The sequence below is a fragment of the Rheinheimera pacifica genome (assembly GCF_900108485.1).
GTDB classification, from domain to species: Bacteria; Pseudomonadota; Gammaproteobacteria; order Enterobacterales; family Alteromonadaceae; genus Alishewanella; species Alishewanella pacifica.
This window is the reverse complement of record NZ_FNXF01000013.1, coordinates 119,154-137,710: the sequence shown is the minus strand read 5'-3', so window position 1 is coordinate 137,710 and position 18,557 is coordinate 119,154. Positions and strand designations below refer to the sequence as shown.

General features: G+C 47.3%; 15 protein-coding genes. 10 read left to right on the top strand and 5 right to left on the bottom strand.

The window, feature by feature from the left end:
• Nucleotides 1–509 precede the first annotated feature (509 nt).
• Both BLW68_RS15660 and trmA read left to right on the top strand, forming a co-directional pair.
• Nucleotides 510–1,001 carry an RNA recognition motif domain-containing protein gene (locus BLW68_RS15660; RefSeq protein WP_092795398.1) on the top strand — a complete coding sequence of 164 codons (492 nt, stop codon included), beginning with the start codon at nucleotides 510–512 and terminating at the stop codon, nucleotides 999–1,001.
• Between the two features lie 130 nt (nucleotides 1,002–1,131).
• Nucleotides 1,132–2,226, top strand: coding sequence for a tRNA (uridine(54)-C5)-methyltransferase TrmA (gene trmA / locus BLW68_RS15655; RefSeq protein WP_092795396.1), 1,095 nt, complete (start codon nucleotides 1,132–1,134; stop codon nucleotides 2,224–2,226).
• Between the two features lie 16 nt (nucleotides 2,227–2,242).
• Here trmA and fabR read toward each other — a convergent pair whose 3' ends face one another.
• A complete protein-coding gene (gene fabR / locus BLW68_RS15650) occupies nucleotides 2,243–2,851 on the bottom strand; it encodes an HTH-type transcriptional repressor FabR (RefSeq protein WP_092795394.1) in 609 nt (202 codons plus the stop codon).
• 98 nt (nucleotides 2,852–2,949) lie between these two features.
• Between fabR and BLW68_RS15645 the strand changes: the two genes are divergently transcribed.
• From BLW68_RS15645 to BLW68_RS15635, 3 genes are all read left to right on the top strand, one after another.
• Nucleotides 2,950–4,068 (top strand): acyl-CoA desaturase, encoded by a 1,119-nt coding sequence (locus BLW68_RS15645; protein WP_092795392.1) that lies wholly within the window; start codon nucleotides 2,950–2,952, stop codon nucleotides 4,066–4,068.
• 87 nt (nucleotides 4,069–4,155) lie between these two features.
• Complete coding sequence (gene sthA, locus BLW68_RS15640) at nucleotides 4,156–5,580, top strand: Si-specific NAD(P)(+) transhydrogenase (RefSeq protein WP_092795390.1); 1,425 nt, start codon at nucleotides 4,156–4,158, stop codon at nucleotides 5,578–5,580.
• A 129-nt stretch (nucleotides 5,581–5,709) separates the two neighbouring features.
• Nucleotides 5,710–7,074 (top strand): TonB family protein, encoded by a 1,365-nt coding sequence (locus BLW68_RS15635; protein WP_092795388.1) that lies wholly within the window; start codon nucleotides 5,710–5,712, stop codon nucleotides 7,072–7,074.
• Nucleotides 7,075–7,128: 54 nt separating this feature from the next.
• On the opposite strand, the gene hemE is transcribed toward BLW68_RS15635, so the two are convergent.
• Together hemE and nudC are read right to left on the bottom strand one after the other, a co-directional pair.
• The gene (hemE, locus tag BLW68_RS15630) at nucleotides 7,129–8,208 is read right to left on the bottom strand and encodes a uroporphyrinogen decarboxylase (protein ID WP_092795386.1); all 1,080 of its coding nucleotides are present in this window, start codon (nucleotides 8,206–8,208) and stop codon (nucleotides 7,129–7,131) included.
• Nucleotides 8,209–8,506: 298 nt separating this feature from the next.
• Nucleotides 8,507–9,301, bottom strand: a complete 795-nt coding sequence (gene nudC, locus BLW68_RS15625) for an NAD(+) diphosphatase (protein WP_092795384.1) — start codon at nucleotides 9,299–9,301, stop codon at nucleotides 8,507–8,509.
• A 143-nt stretch (nucleotides 9,302–9,444) separates the two neighbouring features.
• Here nudC and rsd point away from each other — a divergent pair, with 143 nt between their 5' ends.
• The gene (gene rsd / locus BLW68_RS15620) at nucleotides 9,445–9,930 is read left to right on the top strand and encodes a sigma D regulator (protein ID WP_092795382.1); all 486 of its coding nucleotides are present in this window, start codon (nucleotides 9,445–9,447) and stop codon (nucleotides 9,928–9,930) included.
• 333 nt (nucleotides 9,931–10,263) lie between these two features.
• The gene (locus tag BLW68_RS21585) at nucleotides 10,264–13,125 is read left to right on the top strand and encodes a TonB-dependent receptor domain-containing protein (RefSeq protein WP_177172263.1); all 2,862 of its coding nucleotides are present in this window, start codon (nucleotides 10,264–10,266) and stop codon (nucleotides 13,123–13,125) included.
• Between the two features lie 58 nt (nucleotides 13,126–13,183).
• Here the strand turns inward: BLW68_RS21585 and BLW68_RS15610 are convergent, their stop codons facing one another.
• Both BLW68_RS15610 and speE read right to left on the bottom strand, forming a co-directional pair.
• Nucleotides 13,184–13,633 (bottom strand): DUF4124 domain-containing protein, encoded by a 450-nt coding sequence (locus BLW68_RS15610; RefSeq protein ID WP_092795378.1) that lies wholly within the window; start codon nucleotides 13,631–13,633, stop codon nucleotides 13,184–13,186.
• A gap of 122 nt (nucleotides 13,634–13,755) precedes the next feature.
• Nucleotides 13,756–14,610, bottom strand: coding sequence for a polyamine aminopropyltransferase (gene speE, locus BLW68_RS15605; protein WP_092795410.1), 855 nt, complete (start codon nucleotides 14,608–14,610; stop codon nucleotides 13,756–13,758).
• Nucleotides 14,611–14,745: 135 nt separating this feature from the next.
• On the opposite strand from speE, the gene speA reads away from it, so the two are divergent.
• From speA to BLW68_RS15590, 3 genes are all read left to right on the top strand, one after another.
• Nucleotides 14,746–16,632 carry a biosynthetic arginine decarboxylase gene (speA, locus tag BLW68_RS15600; RefSeq protein ID WP_092795376.1) on the top strand — a complete coding sequence of 629 codons (1,887 nt, stop codon included), beginning with the start codon at nucleotides 14,746–14,748 and terminating at the stop codon, nucleotides 16,630–16,632.
• Between the two features lie 101 nt (nucleotides 16,633–16,733).
• Complete coding sequence (locus BLW68_RS15595; RefSeq protein ID WP_092795408.1) at nucleotides 16,734–17,627, top strand: acyltransferase; 894 nt, start codon at nucleotides 16,734–16,736, stop codon at nucleotides 17,625–17,627.
• Entirely contained in the window at nucleotides 17,627–18,556 is a 930-nt protein-coding gene (locus tag BLW68_RS15590) for an acyltransferase (protein WP_092795374.1), read from the top strand. Before BLW68_RS15595 ends, BLW68_RS15590 begins: the two co-directional genes overlap by 1 nt.
• Nucleotide 18,557 lies beyond the last annotated feature (1 nt).

The following is an 18,557-nucleotide window of genomic DNA, read 5'->3' as shown; positions in this document are numbered from 1 at the left end:
AGATGATTGATTGCGAATTGTTAAAGAGCGTGCTTTGAACTCTCAAAGCGGGAGGCGTATGTTACACTTCCCAGTTTTTAAGTCAAGCGTGACGATGATTCTTCATTTAAAAACTCATCGTCACACCAGACTTCTTTACTCATTTCACCGCGTTAAACACCACCGTGAAGCGAGGGCGCCATTTTAGTGATTTAAGCGGGCCTGTCAAGCGTCTTTTTGAAAGATTTTTGCGAACCGTCTTAACTCACCTGAGACACCCAAACTGCAGCACCCCGTGGCATGGCGCGCATTATAGGGCCTTTTAGAATACCTGCAAGCGGTTATTTAGGAAAAATGAGGTTTAACCTACTGTTTGCTTATTAAATGGGCTTTTTGCATATTTTAGATACAAATTGAATGCAAACAAGCTGTTGTTTATGGTTGCGGTTTATTACCTAACCGCTAAGATAAGGCTGCTTTATCTTATTAAAGCATTCCGATAAATAGAACTAAGTGCTTAGGATATTATTATGTTACCCACTTTACGTGCTTCTTTGCCTTATACACTGGCATTAGCAGTGTTGGCTTATCTTGGCTTTGCCTTTCTTCCTGTGCTGGAGTTTGCTCAGGAAATTTTCGTGGTGATAGGTGTTTTGTTAGCTGGCATACTGGTGCCGGTGTTAATAGATGTAAAAGGCCGTGCTGGCACGCTTCCCTCGGCAGCACCTTTGGCGAAAACTGACTATAAAGGTGATACGACTACTTTATATGTAGGTAACCTGCCGTATCGTGCTAACGAGGATGCCGTGAAAGAGTTATTCCAGCGTTTTGGTGTTGTCGTTAATGTGCGGCTGATGAAAGACCGGCAAACTGGTCGTCGTCGTGGTTTTGGTTTCGTGGAGGTTGCGGCTAAAGACGGCGATAAAATGATCCAGAAGTTAAATGACTTTAATTTTCAGGAGCGCACATTAAAAGTACGCGAAGCTAAAGAGCGTCAGGATGCTGACGACGCGGAAGAGTAAGCGTTAAGATTTATACAAGGGAAGCATTGGCTTCCCTTTTTTTGGCTAATTACTACCTCTGCGAATATTCGTGGTTGGCTCAAACTGTTCTGTGTCTTAAAATAGCCGTTTTGGTTAAGCAGAGCGATAAATGAGCGTAGGTCAGGTTTTCCCCGAGCAGTATTCACAGCAACTTGAAGAAAAGGTGGCCTCTGTGCAGCAGCAGCTGTCAGATTTTAATGCCCCGGCAGCAGAAATCTTCCGCTCTGAACCCGATCATTACCGTTTACGGGCGGAGTTTAGGATTTGGCACAACGGTGATGACATTTATCATGCTATGTTTGACTCGCAAACACGCGATAAGGTGCGTATTGACCATTTTCCGGTAGCCTGCCGCACTATTGCCGATTTTATGCCGGTACTGCTGGCAAATATTCAGTTTAACCATGAGCTACGCTATAAATTATATCAAGTTGATTATTTAGCCACCCTGTCTGGTGAGCTGCTGGTTTCTCTTATTTATAAGCGTCCGTTAACCAACAGCTGGCTGGAACAAGCTAAGCAACTGACAGATAAGCTGGTCGGACAATATAACGTGAAGTTTATTGGCCGTTCACGTAAGCAGAAACTGATGGTAAGCACCGACTACGTGACTGAGCAGTTTGAGTTAGATGGACAAAAATTGCAGTATCAGCAGGTAGAAGGCAGCTTTACTCAGCCTAATGGTGTAGTAAACCGGCATATGCTGAGCTGGGCGAAAAAGATCGCTCAGCAACTTTCAGGAGATTTACTGGAACTGTATTGCGGCAACGGTAACTTCTCTATTGCTCTGGCCCCTTGCTTTAATCAGGTGGTAGCAACTGAAATCTCCCGTACCTCGATCAAATCGGCGCAATATAATGTAGCATTAAATAAAGTAGATAACTTACAGGTGCTGCAAATGCCCGCTGAGGATGTAGCAGCCGCCCTGCAGCAAGGCACTAAACTAAAGCTGTTGGATTTAACAGATATGCAGCTGAATACCGTGCTGGTAGACCCGCCGCGTGCCGGGCTGGACAGTGGCACCGAACAGCTTGTGAGTCGCTTTAATGATATTATTTATATCTCCTGCAACCCGCAAACCCTGGCACAAAACTTACAAACTCTGACTAAAACACACGATATCGTACAACTGGCTGTATTTGATCAGTTCCCTTACACCCACCATATTGAAAGCGGTGTCTGGCTGCGTAAACGTCAGAGCTGATAAAACCTGCTACACATCAGCTTTTTGCTTTACGACCTGAACCTGCGGCACCATGGGTGAGCCAACGTAGCTGGGTAATAGTGCGGCTGGTTAAATAGCTATACTGCTCTGGTGGCGCATCCAGTGCGTCGGCGCCGGCATGAAACACCAATATCACCATGGCTTCAGCCTGCGCCCTGGCTAATTCGTCCGGGCAGGTGGTTTCCTTACGCAAATATTCGGCTAGTTCAGCAACAAAGTGCTGGATCTCGCGGGCTACAGCCCCCCTGAACGCCGCAGAGGTACCTGAGCGCTCGCGCAGCAATAAACGAAATACGTTACTGTTACCGGTAACGAACTCCATAAAAGTTTCAATAGAGGTACGAATAACGCTGCCGTTTTTCTCAATACGCTGCCGTGCCTGGCGCATTAATTGGCGCAGCATTAAACCGGCTTCGTCTACCAATGTAAGGCCTAGTTCATCCATATCAGCAAAGTGACGATAAAATGATGTAGGCGCTATACCCGCTTCACGCGCTACTTCACGTAAGCTTAAGCTGGCAAAGCTTTTGTCGGCGCTCAGTTGAGAAAAAGCGGCATTTATAATAGCGCGGCGGGTGCGCTCTTTCTGCTCTGCTCTGGACACAGATATTCCTTTATTCACCGAAAAGCGCTATTTTATACCTTGACCCGGGGGTTGTGACCAGTAGAATGAGCGAACAGTTGTAAGCTAAAGTGGAATTTATGAAAAAAGCGCCCCTTATCTGGACTAACGTTCTGCTGTTTTCCATCACAACCCTGATTGCAGCCATCGGTGTACCCTGGTATGCCTTAACTATCGGTTTTGGCTGGTTTGAGATTATTGCCACTATTATATGCTTAGGCTATTGCGGCATGTCCATTACCGCCGGCTATCACCGGTTATGGGCGCACAAAACTTATGATGCGCATCCCATATTACAGTGGATTTACGCAATTGGCGGCGCTTTTGCTCTGCAAAACAGTGCATTGCACTGGTCGGCCGACCACCGTGTGCATCACCGTCATGTCGATGACAATGATAAAGACCCCTATTCTGCCGGCCGTGGTTTCTGGTATAGCCATATTGGCTGGATGCTACGTGATTATGAAGATGTAGAAAAACCGGACTACAGCAATGTGCGTGATCTGCAGAAAAATCCGATTGTAATGTGGCAGCACCGCAATTACTTATGGCTGACCATAGCAACTAACTTTGGTATCCCATTATTATTGGGTATTATCAGCGGTAACATTCTGGGCATGTTATTACTGGCCGGTGTACTACGCCTGGTATTAAGCCATCATTTTACCTTTTTTATTAACTCACTGGCGCATGTGTGGGGCTCACAACCTTACACAGAAAAAAACTCTGCCCGCGACAACGGCATACTCGCTTTTGTTACTTATGGTGAGGGGTATCACAACTTCCATCATATTTTTGAATATGATTATCGTAACGGTATTAAATGGTATCAATTTGACCCAACAAAATGGTTTATTAAAACCGCTTCCTGGGTCAAGCTGACTGGCAACCTTCGCGTCGTTCCTGAAGAACGCATCGAGCAAGCTAAGTTACAAATGCAGCTGAAACGGGCACAAGATAATGTGCGGCAAAAACCCAATGCAGAGCAACTACTGCAATTACTGCAGCATGAATACGAACTGCTGCTTGCCAGAATGCAGGATTATTATCACATTAAGAAACAGTTGTTACTGCAACGCAAAGACAAACTGGTTGCACAGTATCAGGCGGTAGATTTCAAGCATAAATACCTTGAGTTTAAACACCATTTACAACAGCAACAGCAGCACTGGCAGCGGCTGGTTAACGCTGTCGCCTGACAGAAAAAAGAGACTTCGGTCTCTTTTTTTATGCCTGATACCTGATATGCTCAAACTTAAGTTAGTTAAATCAGTGAGATTATCAGCGTGAGTGCGAAAAAAGCATCCCCGAAAAAAGCCAGCTTTGATTTTGATGCCATTGTTATAGGAACCGGGCCCGGCGGCGAGGGAGCAGCAATGTATCTGGCCAAAAGCGGGCTTAAAGTAGCCGCTATTGAACGCTATAATTCTGTCGGCGGTGGCTGCACCCATTGGGGCACAATCCCGTCAAAAGCATTACGCCACTCGGTTAGCCGCTTAATTGAGTTTAATGAGAACCCTTTGTTTCAGCTGGACGAACAGCATACCAAACTCACTTTCTCGCAAATCTTAAAACATGCCGCCGGCGTGATCCGTAAACAAGTGCGGCTTAGAACCGGTTTTTATGATCGTAATCAGGTAAAAATATATCAGGGTGAAGCCCGCTTTATTGATAATCACAACCTGAGTATCAGCAGTGATGATGGCAGTTGCTTTGAGCTCAGTGCTAAAACTATTGTGATTGCCACAGGTTCGCGCCCTTACCGGCCGGCAGATGTCGACTTCAACCACAACAGGATCTACGACTCAGATACTATCTTGTCACTACAACACGATCCCAAGCATATTATTATCTACGGTGCCGGTGTTATCGGCTGTGAATATGCCTCTATTTTCCGTGGCTTAGGTGTAAGAGTAGATCTGGTAAACACCCGCGACCGTTTGCTGTCGTTTATGGATGCCGAGATTTCAGATTCACTGAGTTACCATTTCTGGAACTCCGGCATGACCATTCGCCACGGCGAAGAGTTTGACCGTATTGAAGGTAAAGACGACGGTGTAATACTGCATCTTAAGTCTGGTAAAAAAATGAAAGCTGACTGCTTTTTGTTTGCCAACGGCCGCACCGGCAACACCGATATGTTGAATTTAGCTGCAATAGGCCTTGAATCAGATAGCCGCGGCCTGGTTAAAGTAAATAAACAATATCAGACCAGCATAGACAATATCTATGCCGTTGGCGATGTCATTGGCTACCCCAGCTTAGCCAGCGCAGCTTACGATCAAGGCCGCTTAGCCGGCGAAGCCATTGTAAAAGGTAATCTGGATGGCCATCTGATAGCCGATATTCCGGCAGGTATTTATACTATCCCGGAAATGAGCTCCGTGGGTAAAACTGAACAGGAACTCACTGCAGCAAAAATTCCTTATGAAGTCGGCCGCGCCCAGTTTAAGCATCTGGCCCGGGCGCAAATTGCCAATACCAGTGTGGGCAGTTTAAAACTATTATTTCACCGCGATACGCTTGAGATACTTGGTATTCATTGTTTTGGTGAGCGTGCGGCAGAAATTGTACACATTGGCCAGGCAATTATGATGCAAAAAAATGGCGGTAATACACTAGAGTATTTTGTGCATACTACCTTTAATTACCCCACTATGGCTGAAGCATACCGGGTAGCGGCACTGAATGGCCTTAACCGGCTTTTCTAGCATTAAATGTTTGATAATTAACTATAAAATATATTGATTACCGTAGTTATATATATTTTTGTTTTGCCTTATAAATCGTTGTAAACTCAATTGCATAATAATTAAACAGATAGTTTACGGGGAAGTTTTATGCTGCAACTTCGGTATAGTTTGGCATTGTTGTGGCTGGCGGTTTCGTTTCAGGTACATGCTGATTTCCCCACAGCAAAAGCGTTATTCGAGCAACAAGAATACACGCAGGCCAAACCAAAGCTTGAAGCTTTGGCAGAGCTGGGCCACCTGGAGGCCCAGTATCTGTTATCGAGAATGTATGCTGAAGGTTTAGGTGTCGATGCAGATATAAAACTAGCCTACGCCTGGACATTAATTGCCCGTGACGGTAAACACCCGTTAGCAGATAAACAATACCTAGAGCTACGCACCAAACTTCCTTCACGCTTGGCCGGAAAAGAAGTGTATAACACACTGAACAACCAGTATGGTAAACACGCTTTGTCGGCTAGCCTGTACCCAAGTGCCAACCGCTATGTAAACACCAGTAGCAGATTAAAAGCGGTACACCAGCCAGAGCCCAAATATCCGTCTTATTTCGAACGCGCTGGTGTTGCTGCATGGGCAGTTGTGCACTATGACGTGACGGAAGATGGCACAGTAGAAAATGCCAATATTGCTGCCAGTTTCCCTATTGATGGTATTAATGAGTACGTGCTGGATGCCATTAAAAGCTGGAGATTTGAACCGCCAAAAGATTTATACGGCGCCCCTGTACGAATGGAACTACAGTCGCATACCTTCAGGATAAAAAACGCTGCAGGGACGCAAGCCCGCAAATTTCAGCGCGACAGCCAGGAGTATACCGATGCTATTCTGGCGGCAGCTAAAGCTGAATCGGCTAAATATCAGTACCTGTACGCAGTGCTGGCAGAAAATAATATTGTTACCGATCCCTCACCTGTTAACTGGTATCTGCAAGCTGCCATTAATGGTTACCAGCCTGCGCAGCATCGTCTGGCGCAATGCTTAATTACCGGTAATGGCTGCGATAAAGACCCAAATAAGGCTTTGAACTGGCTGGCTATTTCTGCTGATGGCGGCGATGCCAAAGCTGCTTATTTATTGGCTCAGGCGCTGCTGGACAGCAATAACGTGAATTATAATCCACGTAAAGCGGCCGGTTATCTGGAAGGGGCAGCATTACAACAGTACATGCCAGCAGTAACAGAATATGCTTCTTTGCTGGCGATGTCAGACGACCCGACGTTGCGGGATCCACAAAAAGCGATCAGGCTGGCAGAACAAGGCCGCGCAGCAGATGCCAGCAACCCAAATCTGTTATCGATTCTGGGTATTGCCTTTATTGAGCTTGGCCAGCAAAGCCGTGGCGAGTCAATGCTCAAACAAGCAATAGAGGAAGCAAAGCGGCGTAACTGGACCTTTGAAAACTTTGAAGATTTACTCGCCGATTACCAGACTGTCGCCACCAGCACAAACTAACGATTTTTAACAGTTTAAACTCAACCCCCGGTTTAACACCGGGGGTTATCCGGCTCATTCAGTCAAATCAGTATTCATATGATAAGTGCGGCTAAATGCATGCACAGCATCAATAAAAACGCTGACGCGTTCAGGGTCTACATCAGGCGTAATACCATGGCCCAGATTAAACACATGGCCGGTTCCCTGACCAAAACCATCCAGTATCATTTGTACTTCCTGCCGGATGCGCTCTGGTGAGCCTAACAAAATTGACGGGTCCATATTGCCTTGCAGCGCAACTTTATCGCCAACACGGGCTTTTGCATCACCAATATTGATAGTCCAATCCAGCCCCAAAGCATCGCAGCCGGTATTAGCGATAGCTTCCAGCCACAAGCCACCATTTTTGGTAAACAGCGTTACCGGCACTTTGCGGCCGTCTGCTTCACGGGTTAAACCGTTCACTATTTGCTGCATATAGCCCAGTGAAAATTCCTGATAATCACGCGGTGTTAATACGCCGCCCCAGGTATCAAAAATCATCACCGACTGGGCACCAGCCGCTATCTGCGCATTCAGATACAACACCACGCTTTGCGCCAGCTTATCCAGCAATAAATGCAGTGCTTCCGGCTCGGAAAACATCATTTTCTTGATCGTACCAAAGGTTTTGCTGCTGCCGCCTTCAACCATATAAGTTGCTAATGTCCAGGGGCTACCGGAAAAGCCAATTAACGGCACACTGCCATTCAGCTCGCGGCGGATAGTGCGTACCGCATCCATCACATAACGCAATTCCTGCTCCGGATCCGGAATAGGCAGATTGGCAATATCAACAAAGTCACGTACTGGCCGCTGAAATTTAGGGCCTTCGCCTTCGCCAAAATAGAGCCCTAAGCCCATGGCATCAGGAATGGTAAGAATATCACTGAATAAAATTGCGGCATCCAATGCATAACGACGCAACGGCTGTAACGTAACTTCACATGCCAGCTCCGGGTTTTTGCACAGTGACATAAAGTCACCGGCCTGAGCTCTGGTAGCACGATACTCAGGTAGATAGCGCCCTGCTTGTCGCATCATCCAAACCGGCGTTCTGTCTACCGGTTGTTTAAGTAAAGCTCTGAGGTACCGATCATTTTTTAATTGCATATATTGTCCGCCATTCACAGGATTGGCGCCATTTTAACACTCTGTAGCCGCAGCGACTATGTTTTCGCTGTAAATGCTAGGTTCAGGTTTTTTATGCTAGGTGCTTGTCATCCACAAATCGATCTGCTATAACATTGCTGCGCTAGTGAAGAATAACAAGCAAGAAGCCCGTTTAAACGGGACCATGCAAACCATTTAGTTAAGCCACTTTATGTGGCTTTTTTATTTGCTGCCATCCATGGCGCAAACCCTTACGGGCCAACGCTCCGCATTGTTAAAAATCTTTCCGGAAAACTTTTTATTTGCCTGCTATTTGCTGTAGCTGGTGAATAATTTGCCCTGATAGCGTTTGTCTTGGCGGCACCTCTGGCAGCGAAGCTAAATCAAACCAGTGCGCTTCCTCTATTTCCTGTGGCTGGCAGACAATATCGCCGCCGGCATAGTCAGCAATAAACCCTGCCATTAATGAATGCGGAAACGGCCATGGCTGGCTGCCAACATAACGTAAATTGGTGATCTCTACGCCAACCTCCTCTTTTACCTCACGTGCCGCCGCCTGTTCCAATGTTTCTGCGGATTCAACAAAACCTGCCAGAATAGAAAAAAAGCCTTTACGGTGCCGGCTGGAACGCGCCAGCAGGATTTGTTTGTCTTTTATAATGCCGACTAACACACAAGGCGCGATGCGGGGGTAGCAGCGATGGCCACACTTGTTACACAGTGCCGCCAGCTCCCAACTGACCAGGCTCATGGCACTGCCACACTGGCCACAAAAGCGGTGGGTCTGTAGAAATAAAGCAACCTGTACCGCTCTGGCGGCCAGATAGAATATTTGTTCACCTTCGCTTAGTAAGTCTCTTGGCGACACCCAATCATTTTCATCAGCAATATGGTCATGGTTCACCAGCAGATAGGCATCTTGCCCTGCCAGCTCACCCAGCCGGCATATCTGCTCAGGCTCAGCTGACAAGGTTAATGCACTTAGCATGCCCTGCGGGATCTGACGCGCGGCATTGACCCAGATACGACCCCGGTTCACGACAAACCAGAGTCCGTGCTGATTTGGCGTTAAGCTGATACTGTGTTTGATCATAAGTGGCTCTCTGCTGTACCCTGTAGTTCGCGCTATCATAATGCCGTTCACTGGGCTGACCAATAAAAAAACGGTTGATCTTTCGTGCGAAATTCATTTAATTAGAGTTAACTGCAGCAAACGCTGCATTGAAGGAGAAGGCAATGTACACCCGTGTGCAGACCGCGCGACAAAAATGGGGTGGTTCGCTTACCGCCATAGACAACTGGCTGGACGAGCGCCAACAACTTATTGTCAGTTATTGTAAACTGGCCGCATTGCCGCCTTTTGACAACAAACGCACCACTTTACCTACGCAAGCAGCGGTGCAGGAATTTTGCCAGTTGATGGTGGACTATTTATCCGCCGGACATTTCGAAGTGTATGAACGTATAGTGTCAGAATGTGCGGTAAACGGCACTGACAGCCGTAAACTGGCAGACAGCCTGTATCCGAAGATTGCGGTATCAACCGATTTAGCCTTAAATTTTAATGATCTTTATGCCGACCATTTAAGTACCAAACACAGCGCAGCTTTTGACCGCGAGCTGTCTGAGCTGGGGCAAGCACTGGAAGAGCGCTTCGCTTACGAAGATGAACTCATCAACACCCTGTATGAAAAGCACACCGACAGTAATGTATCTGCCTGATTAAGCCAGAAGAACTACCGATCTGTAGCTGGTTTAAACTTAAGTAAAGCAGCGCCTGAGGGCGTTGTTTTATTTGTGAAATTTATAACTTAACCACCGATTTGTTGCCTCTCTGCAGTTCTGCCAGCCCCGTAACCCACACAATGCTAAAACCCCAAAATAAACACAATAAGAACCTTAATGAAACTTTTTTTACAAAATAAACACTCTTAGCTAAGATTTTCTCTGAACTTATCATATAGTGAGTTCTGAACCTGCCTGTTGGCTGGCGAAAAAGCAGTGCCAGCCATGTTGTCAGCAGTAATTTGTGAAAATAACAATAAGGAATACTGCATGCGCTCCTATTCAACGATATACCTGAGTGTGCTTGGTGCTATCACCTTTGCACCAACAGCGACTCAAGCTCAAGACACCACAACCGATAAAAGTGTTGAACGCATAGAGATAACAGGTAGCCGGATTAAGCAAACTGAGCTTGAAGGCCGCAGCCCTGTGCAAATTCTGGATCGCGATGCCATTGACCGTTCAGGTCTATCTTCAATTGGCGATATTATTCAAAATATTACCGCATCAGGTTCAGCGCTAAACACTAAATTCAACTCCAGCGGCAACTTCGGCTTTCCGCCGGATGGTGGTGGGGTTGGCGCCGGCGCCACTACAGTAGATTTACGACACTTAGGGGCTAAGCGTGTTCTGGTATTGGTTGACGGTATTCGCTGGGTAAATGAAAGCTCTGCCTCTGGCGTAGGCGGCGTGGTGGACTTAAATACCATTCCTCTGGCTATTGTTGAGCGCATTGAGGTGCTGGAAGACGGGGCCTCATCAATTTATGGTTCAGATGCCATAGCAGGCGTGGTTAATATTATTACCCGCCGCTCTGCGGTCGGTGCAACTGTTAGCACCAGCTTTGGCCAATTTAGCAAAGGCGACGGTGATACCAGCACATTTGAACTGAGCTTTGGCGGCGAAAGTGACAAACACAGCTATTTTATGGCAGCCAGCTACAACGAACAAAAGTCTGTTGCGGCTGATACCAGAGCACAGTCCAGCCTGCCGGTACCGGGCACCGGCCTGGCTTTTGGCAGTTCAGCTATTCCAGGCGGCCGTTTTATTATCAATGATCCCAATACCGGCGCCTCATTAGATTTAGTGCCAAACGCCGGCATTACCAGCCCGAATTACGATCCAACCCTCGGCGATAGCTGTGACCGTACCGATGACTTTCACTGTTTTACCACAGCTGACCGTTTTAACTATTCCAGTTATAACCTGTTGCAAACACCGAACAAAAGAGTGTCACTTTACGCACAGCAACGCTATGAATTTACACCTGATACCAACTGGTACCTACGCGCCTTATACAATCAGCGCAGCAGCGTGAATCAGGCAGCCCCTGAGCCTATGTTTATTGGCACCTTCTCGCCCAGCAACTACTGGATGGATAATCTGACCATTGCCGCTGACAATCCATACAACCCATTTGGTTTTGACCTGGTAGCATCAGGCGACGACCCCAACCTGATACTGGCCGGCAAACGCCCAATTGAAGGTGGAGCCAGACGCTTTGAGCAGAACGTAGACACCTTCTATATTGCCTCGGGCATCGAAGGTCAGCTTGAATTAGCCGGCAATCTTTATTACTGGGACGTCAACGCAGCATATAGCACTAACCGGGCCAAGCAAGATAACTTCGGCAGTTATAATGCAAGGCGCATTGCTACCGCACTGGGGCCTTTGGCAAGCTGTCAGGCTGATCCTGCTTGTGTGCCGTTAAATATCTTTGGTGTTGGCAGTATCACGACCGATATGCTCGGTTATATTCAACCTGTTGTTCGCGATACCAGCGAAAACAAACTTAGTTTGTATTCAGCCAACATTACCGGGGACATTATGGAGTTACCCGCCGGAGCACTTAGCTTTGCATCAGGCTGGGAATACCGCAAATACACTGGTGAATACACGCCGGATGCCCTTACGGTAGCGGGTGAATACAACGGTGTGGAGTCATCGCCGACTTCTGGCTCACTTAACGTTAACGAACTCTTTATTGAACTTAACGTACCTTTGCTGGCCGATCTGCCGTTGGCAAAACAGTTAGATCTCAGCCTGGCCAGCCGCTACTCTGACTACTCCACTTTTGGTAGTGAAACGACCAGCAAAGTAGGTTTTCGCTGGCTGATGCAAGACGAACTGCTGTTCCGCGGCAGTTGGTCTGAGGGCTTCCGTGCGCCTAATATCGGCGAGCTATTCGGTTCAGCCAGTGGTTTTGACGCTGTATTGTCTGATCCGTGCTCAGCGCCAATCCCAGCCCTTGCAGCAAACTGTGCAGCCCTTGGTGTACCGGCCAGTTATCAGCAGCCTAACCCGCAAATCAGTGTGGTTACCGGCGGCAATCGCGAACTGGCACCAGAAACGTCTACCAGTTACAACCTTGGTACCGTATACAGCCCTGAGTACGCCAGCGCAACTGCCTGGTCAGAACGTTTAGACATTGGTATCAGTTGGTATCAACATGAACTTAAAGGTGCCATTCAGGCACTGGATGCACAAACCCAACTTAATTTGTGTGTACAAACTCTGTCTGACACCTTTTGTAATGGCATAGGCCGCAATCAGTTGGGGGCGATTGACCAGTTTAATAATGTCCTGACCAATATTGGCAGTATAGAAACCTCTGGCCTGGATTTCGACATTGGCTGGCTACTCCCCCAAACTGCATTTGGTCAATTTAATGTCAGGTTAAGAGCTACCCTGGTAGAAGATTACACTGTACTTGATGCCAACGGCCAGCGTCAGCCGAAAACTGTCGGTATTGAAGTTAATGACACGGCTATTCCAGAATGGAGCGGTAACCTGGCCCTTAACTGGCAACATGAGGCCTGGCAAGCCAGCTGGACAATGCGTTACACCAGTGATTTAGAAGAAAGCTGTGGCGATGCAGCCAGTTTCGCGGTTTGCCGTAACAACCCGTCTACCGGCCAGAACCGGCTTGGCAGTACTACATACCATGATGCACAAGTAAGCTGGAGTACAGATGCAATATTGTCTGGTATGCAATTGAGCTTTGGCGTGAATAACCTGTTCGGCAAAGAGCCTCCTATTTGCTTATCATGCTCACTGAACGGCTACGATCCATCAACCTATGATATGCCGGGTAGCCGTTATTGGTATCTGCGTGCATCTTTTAGTATTTAATAGCGTCTCATAGCAAAAAGCCCCGCGATGCGGGGCTTTTTTATAACAGATCAATGCATTAATTTTGTGCATATTGCCGTTCAAGGCCGCCCACTTTGAGTTTTAGGCCCGCCAGTGAGGCTTTTTCTGCAGCAATTTTCTCGTTGTATAACTGCTCTGTACGATCAATTTTTTGTTGCAGCACAACCAGTTCTTCTGCTTTGGGGAAACTACGGCGCAGTTTGTAAAGTTCTGATTTGAGCGCTTCAACATCCTGCTGTTTCTGTTGCTCCAGCGAACTTATCTGAAATTCAACAAACCGGCTTTGACGTTTTAGCGCATCCACTTGCTGTTTGTATTCACCGCGGGTGCCAAGCATGGCGGTGCCAAGCGGACGCATATCTACTGTTTCAGCATCACCTGAGCAGGGAAACTGGCTAAACTCTACAACACCGTTTTGCTCACACTTGTAGATAGCGGCTTGTGCTGAAAACGCACTTAACAATAATAACCAAGCGTATTTTATCATTTGCCACCCCGTTAATGAGCAATAAATGTACAAAAACCTTGCCAAATAGGCAAGCTAAGCCAGGTATTTATTTATACTGCTTTAATGCGTTTTCAGCTGCTGCCATCTGCATCTGCCTTGCTTTAGTTCTGCAGTGCTTTTTTCATAAAATTAGGCCAGGCTGACGCCGCTTTATGCACTTCGGCATTATAGTAATCGGTATTGAACGACGCCTGAGCGGCATCGGCTTCACGAAAGCCATTAAACGCCGCGCCTTTGCGCGCCAGAGTACAGGTCCACCAACCAGACGGGTACACCATTTGCGGGAATAACAGCGTTTGCAGTGCGTCAAAGCCTGCATCCAGCATGGCACTGCGCATATCTTTGAGTAACGGCATATGGATCAGCGGCGACTCACTTTGTTGCACTAAAATGCCGCCATGGCGCAGTGCTTTGCGGCAGCTGTCATAAAATGCCCGGTTAAACAAACCTTCGCCCGGCCCGATAGGATCAGTTGAATCCACAATAATGACATCTACCGATTCAGGCGCAGCTTCGCGCATGTATTTGATACCGTCATCAAACTTCAGCGTAGCGCGTGGGTCATTGTTCGAGGCACACAATTCCGGGAAATACTTTTCTGCCATCCGCGTAACCTGCTCATCAATATCAATTTGCGTTACGCTTTCCACGCCGGGATGTTTTAATACTTCACGCAGGGTGCCGCAATCTCCACCACCGATGATCACCACGTTTTTCGGGTTAGCATGGGTAAACAACACCGGATGACTAAGCATTTCGTGGTAGAGAAAATTGTCGCGGCTGCTGAGCATAATAACGCTATCAATCACCATCAGATTGCCAAAATGGGTGGTTTCAAACATTTCAATCTTCTGGAACGGCGACTGAACTTCATCCAGTTTCTTCGTGATAGCCAAACCAAAGGCGCTGCCGCTGGGGGCGAAAATTTCAGTGAACCAATTGTTGTCGCCAGACATAGTATTACCCTCAAAACAAAATAGCCGCATATTTTGCCTGCTTGTGCCGCCAAGGACAAATATTTCGATGTTTTTTGCTGCAGCTTTACCGTATTGGCCTTAAACTATGCACATCTTAATTTTAAAGGAACGACAATGGCCGACTGGGGTACTGAAAAAGCACGCTCTATCTATAACGTAGCGGTATGGAGTGAAGGATATTTTGATGTTAATACTGATGGTGATTTGGTGGCTTATCCGGATCAGGATCACAGTAAAACAGGCATCAGTTTTCCTGAGCTTACGGCACGTTTTAAAGAGGAAGGCTTAACCTTACCTGTGCTGGTGCGTTTTACTGACATTCTGCAACACCGGGTAGATACGCTGATTAAATCTTTTCAGCGCGCCAAGGCAGAAAAAGAGTATCAGGGCCAGTACACTGCTGTTTACCCAATCAAAGTAAACCAGCAGTTCTCAGTAGTAAAACGTCTGATCAGCCACGACAGCGGTAAAGTGGGCCTGGAAGCAGGCAGTAAACCTGAGCTGATGGCTATTTTAGGTGTTACCGATCAGCCACTGCAAATTGTCTGTAACGGTTATAAAGACAGCGAATTTTTGCGCTTAGCCACTATTGGCCAGATGATGGGCCACACCGTTTATGTAGTGGTAGAAAAACTGTCTGAGCTGAAAACCCTGCTGCGTGAAATCGATAATTTAGGCACAGCGCCACGTATTGGTATCCGCATTCGTTTAAATTCGGTGGGCAAAGGCAAGTGGCAAAACACCGGTGGCGAGAAAGGCAAGTTTGGCTTAACCGCAACCCAGGTGCTGCAGGCGATTGACGTACTGCGCGATGCCGGCAAGCTGGATTTGCTGCAGTTAGTGCATTTTCATATCGGCTCACAAATTGCCAATATTCGCGATATCCATAACGCCATTCGTGAATGTGCCCGTCACTATGCTGAACTGCGCACTCTGGGCGTGCCTATCAGCACTGTCGATGTTGGTGGCGGCCTGGGTGTTGACTACGAAGGCTCTAAATCACGCTCGGCCTGTTCGATGAACTACACCATGTACGAATATGCCCGTAACGTGGTCAATGGTTTAAAAGAAGTGTGTGACGAGTACGACCTGCCGCACCCGAATATTATTACCGAATCTGGCCGTGCTATGACAGCACACCACGCCGTGCTGGTAACCGATGCCATTGATATTGAACGTGCGCCGGGGTTGGTGAACCTGCCAGAACCAAGTGAAGATTCACCGACAGTGATCCTCGGCCTGTGGGAAGCTTACCAGAACGTTACACCGCGCACGGCAATTGAAGCTTACCACGATGCGGTGCACTACTTTACCGATGCCCATGCCCAGTATGTGCATGGCCTGCTGACATTAAAAGACTGGTCATTACTGGAGCAAATTTACTTCGCTACCATTAACAAAGTAAAAGCCAATCTGGATATGACAGCCCGCTCGCACCGCTCTATTCACGACGAGCTGAATGAAAAACTGGCCGATAAGTTATTTGTTAACTTCTCGCTGTTCCAGTCTATGCCGGATGCCTGGGGTATTGATCAGTTGTTCCCGGTAATGCCACTGGAGCGGATGAACGAGCCACTGGACCATCGTGCCATTATTCAGGACATTACCTGTGACTCTGACGGCCAGCTGAAAAGTTACGCCGATGGTAATGGTATTGAACCCAGCCTGCCACTGCCGTTGTATAAAGAAGACGAGCAGTACCTGCTGGGTATGTTTATGGTAGGCGCCTATCAGGAAATTTTAGGCGACTTACACAACCTGTTTGGCGACACAGACTCCGTACACGTTGAACTGACCGATGATGGCAGCTATAAACTGACCAACATTATTAAAGGGGATACGGTAGCCGATGTACTGCGTTATGTGCAGTTTGACGCCATTAAGCTGATTGCCTCCTACAGCAAACAGCTGGCCAAGCTGGATATGAGCGCCAGTAAAAAAGATGAGCTGCTGGACGAATTAAAAGCCGGTGTTTATGGTTACACCTACTTTGAAGATTAAGGTAAACTAGCTACTCATCGGACATGTTAACAGCAGGCTCGCCTGCTGTTATTATTTTTAACCGGCGAAAATCTGGCCGGCCACAGATACCAGGTGTTGTTATGCTACATTTTTTACCCCGCCCGCTAACGGGTACACTTTCATTGCTACTTTATATCGTTAATACGCTGTTTTGGTGTGTACCGGTAATGTTGCTGGCGATATTAAAGCTGCCGCCGGTTACCCGCTGGCAAAGCTGGATGACTTACCTGCTGGATGCCTGTGCCGTGGCCTGGATCAGCGTCAACAATTTCACCACCCGGCTATTTACCCGTATTCGCTGGCAAATATCAGGCCTGGAAACCTTATCTTTGAAAGACTGGTATCTGGTGCTGGCCAATCACCAGTCCTGGGCGGATATTCTGGTACTGCAAAAAGTATTTAACCGTAATATTCCGTTTATTAAATTCTTTCTGAAAAAAGAACTGATATATGTGCCATTTTTAGGCATGTGCTGGTGGGCACTGGATTTCCCTTTTATGAAGCGTTACAGCAAAAGCTTTTTGCAAAAAAATCCGCATTTACAGGGCAAAGACATAGAAACCACGCGTAAAGCCTGCCATAAGTTTCGCTTTAAACCGGCAGCGATTATGAATTTTGTTGAAGGTACCCGCTTCACCCCGGAAAAACATCGCCAACAACAATCACCGTACCAAAATCTGCTTAAACCCAAAGCCGGTGGTGTCGCTTTTGTACTGGGCGCTATGGGCAATCAACTGCATAAAATACTCGACATCACCATTTATTACCCTGGCGGCATACCCAGTTTCTGGGATTATATTTCCGGTAAAGTGCGCGATATTAACGTGCAAATCCGGGTAATACCTATAACGCCAGAGCTGTTAGGCGACTACAACGACAACCATTACCGTGAGCGGTTTCAGCAGTGGATCAACCAGTTATGGCAACATAAAGATCAGCAGCTCACCTCACTGAAACAGGGAGATAAGCAGTAATGTTAAGTTTTTTACCCGGTTGGTTGCTGTTGCCGTTTAGCTTTAGCTTGTTTGCGTTAAATCTGGCGTTGTGGGGTATTCTGGTTACGCCTCTGGGTATCATCAAATTACTGCTGCCGTTTAAAGCTGTGCACCGTGTTACCGCACTGGCGGGTAAAGGCTGTTATCGCGGCTGGACCACAATTAACACCGCGTTGATTAACCTGTTCAATCATGTTGACTGGCAAATAAGCGGTGCCCAGACGCTGGATAAAACAAGCTGGTATCTGCTTATTTCAAACCATAAGAGCTGGCTCGATATTCCGGTTGTCAGCACAGTAGCCCATAGCCGTATACCCGAGCCAAAGTTTTTCTTAAAAGACGAACTGAAATGGCTGCCATTTTTAGGTACCGGCTGCTGGGCACTGGATATGCCCTTTATGAAGCGCTACAGCCCGGCGCAACTGGCTAAACGGCCAGAGCTAAAAGGTAAAGACATTGCCACTACCCGCGCCTCATGCCAGAAATTTAAAACTGTGCCCACCACCATTATCAATTTTGTTGAAGGCACCCGTTTTACCGCGAGAAAACAAGCAGATAAACACAGCCCGTTCCAGCACCTGCTGCCCCCCAAAGCAGGTGGTATTGCCTTCACTTTAGCCAGCATGGGCGAGCAGTTTAATGCCATATTAGACTTTACCCTGCTTTACCCCGACAACCCGCAGCACGTTGCTATGGATATGCTGATGGGTAAGTTAAAGCGGGTGGTGGTGCAGGTAGAGATCCTACCTGTAGATCAACAGGTTATCGGCGATTATTTTAACGATGAGCAGTTTCGTGAGCGCTTTCAGTTATGGCTTAACCAGCGTTGGCAACATAAAGATCAGCTGATACAACAGTATAATCAGACTCAGGTATTAACCAGCGCCCCAGATCAGCTACCTTGCTAGC

Bases quoted from the DNA above. Each gene is read 5' to 3' on its own strand.
- nudC (WP_092795384.1), bottom strand. From the start codon at position 9,301: ATGATCAAACACAGTATCAGCTTAACGCCAAATCAGCACGGACTCTGG.
- BLW68_RS15645 (WP_092795392.1), top strand. From the start codon at position 2,950: ATGAAAAAAGCGCCCCTTATCTGGACTAACGTTCTGCTGTTTTCCATC.
- BLW68_RS15635 (WP_092795388.1), top strand. From the start codon at position 5,710: ATGCTGCAACTTCGGTATAGTTTGGCATTGTTGTGGCTGGCGGTTTCG.
- rsd (WP_092795382.1), top strand. From the start codon at position 9,445: ATGTACACCCGTGTGCAGACCGCGCGACAAAAATGGGGTGGTTCGCTT.
- speA (WP_092795376.1), top strand. From the start codon at position 14,746: ATGGCCGACTGGGGTACTGAAAAAGCACGCTCTATCTATAACGTAGCG.
- BLW68_RS15595 (WP_092795408.1), top strand. From the start codon at position 16,734: ATGCTACATTTTTTACCCCGCCCGCTAACGGGTACACTTTCATTGCTA.
- BLW68_RS21585 (WP_177172263.1), top strand. From the start codon at position 10,264: ATGCGCTCCTATTCAACGATATACCTGAGTGTGCTTGGTGCTATCACC.
- BLW68_RS15610 (WP_092795378.1), bottom strand. From the start codon at position 13,633: ATGATAAAATACGCTTGGTTATTATTGTTAAGTGCGTTTTCAGCACAA.
- hemE (WP_092795386.1), bottom strand. From the start codon at position 8,208: ATGCAATTAAAAAATGATCGGTACCTCAGAGCTTTACTTAAACAACCG.
- speE (WP_092795410.1), bottom strand. From the start codon at position 14,610: ATGTCTGGCGACAACAATTGGTTCACTGAAATTTTCGCCCCCAGCGGC.
- BLW68_RS15660 (WP_092795398.1), top strand. From the start codon at position 510: ATGTTACCCACTTTACGTGCTTCTTTGCCTTATACACTGGCATTAGCA.
- BLW68_RS15590 (WP_092795374.1), top strand. From the start codon at position 17,627: ATGTTAAGTTTTTTACCCGGTTGGTTGCTGTTGCCGTTTAGCTTTAGC.
- trmA (WP_092795396.1), top strand. From the start codon at position 1,132: ATGAGCGTAGGTCAGGTTTTCCCCGAGCAGTATTCACAGCAACTTGAA.